The organism is Acinetobacter sichuanensis (genome assembly GCF_003024515.2).
Taxonomy (GTDB): domain Bacteria; phylum Pseudomonadota; class Gammaproteobacteria; order Pseudomonadales; family Moraxellaceae; genus Acinetobacter; species Acinetobacter sichuanensis.
Window position 1 is genome coordinate 1 of sequence record NZ_PYIX02000142.1, and the last position, 1,534, is coordinate 1,534.

The 1,534-nt window shown below is 40.2% G+C and carries 2 protein-coding genes; both read left to right on the forward strand.

From position 1 onward, the window contains the following. Window positions 1-333: hypothetical protein (locus tag C9E89_RS23545; protein ID WP_107010293.1), on the forward strand; the 333-nt coding region annotated here is incomplete at its 5' end. Continuing rightward, window positions 333-1,403: an ATP-binding protein gene (locus tag C9E89_RS22535; RefSeq protein WP_107010294.1), complete on the forward strand. Its 1,071-nt coding sequence runs from the start codon at window positions 333-335 to the stop codon at window positions 1,401-1,403. The genes C9E89_RS23545 and C9E89_RS22535, both read left to right, overlap by 1 nt. Window positions 1,404-1,534: the final 131 nt, after the last annotated feature.

Here is a 1,534-nt window from a genome sequence, read left to right on the forward strand (position 1 = left end):
ACTGAATACAAACCACCTCTAGCATCTGAATACATCCCTTCTACTTACGCTGTGCAAACAGTAGAAATCACTTCATTAAGCACTGGCTATGCTGTGATTCAACTTGATGAGTTCACGCTAAAGTTCCCTTTTGAATATGCAACTCATGCTGATAGCTACGGTGTACCAGGATCAAGCTTCACTGCTGTAGAAATTAAAGAACTCGGTCAAATCAAAGTCTTTGATGAAAAAGGCAATCCATACCGCGACTTCACTGATCAACTCGACCACCGCAATATCAATAACTTGTTGATTGGTTTTATTGAGCGTAATCGTTTAGTGGAGGCTGTGTAATGACTATTTTCTTTAAAAAAGCTGAACGTAAAAATGCAAAACTCCGTCTAGCAATCGCAGGTCCTACTGGTGCTGGTAAAACATTTGGTGCATTACTCCTTGCAAAAGGTATTGGTGGTCGTATTGCTGTTGTGGATACAGAAAATAGTAGTGCGGAACTCTACGATGATATCGTTCCCTTTGAACACGCAAATTTACAACCACCGTATTCGCCTGAAAAATTTATTGAAGCCATTAAAGCTGCTGAAAAAGCAGGATTCGACACGCTGATTATCGATAGCATTACACATGAATGGTCAGGTGTTGGTGGTTGTTTGGAAATTGTAGATACCTTAGCGAGTGGACCATTCAAAGGAAATAGCTGGGGTGCATGGAGTAAGGTAACTCCACGTCATCGTAAATTTATTGATGCAATGCTTCAGTCGAGTATTAATATTATTGTTACCTTACGCTCAAAAATGGAAACTATCCAAACCAATGATAACGGTAAGAAAAAAGTAGAAAAAGTAGGTATGAAGGCTGAGCAGCGTGATGGTATTGAGTATGAATTTACCACTGTCTTAGATCTGACCCATAATAATATTGCAATTTCAACAAAAGATCGTACGCGTCTCTTTGCTGAACCTCGCCCACTCAGTGAAAACGATGGTGTTTTATTAAAGCAATGGCTTACTTCTGGATCAGCAAATACCTGTCTTAATGGTAATCAGTTCTTGGAGCTTGAAGCGCTTATGCAACAGGCTGGTATTGATATTGATAACTACTGTTCAAAACGCGGACTCAATAGTTTACACGATGTTCAGCAACAAAAATTTGATGAAACTTGTGCTGCTATTAATTCCATTATTCAGCGAAATCAACAAGCTAATCAAGAAAATGAGCAACAGCTTCAAGCAGAACAAGAGGCTCGTCTAGACAATGATTATCAGATGGCTCTTGCAGATATTCAAAAAGCTCAATCTGTGAATGATCTGGATAAACCTGCAAATTATTTCCGTGGCTCAAAATACGAAACACAAATTCTCAACGCATGCCAAGCAAAGTCAGATATGGAGGGATGGACCGCATGAATACCGAAATCTTAAACGCTAAACAAGCTTTTGAAGCAATGTCATCTGGTCAAGCAGTGCTATGTCGTGCAGTCGGGCAACTGCTCGACTTTGGCGAGTTGAGTCAATTCCCTGCTACGGTCTTCTTCGGT

Excerpts from the sequence above, each read along its gene's own strand:
- C9E89_RS22535 (WP_107010294.1), top strand. The coding sequence starts at position 333 with ATGACTATTTTCTTTAAAAAAGCTGAACGTAAAAATGCAAAACTCCGT.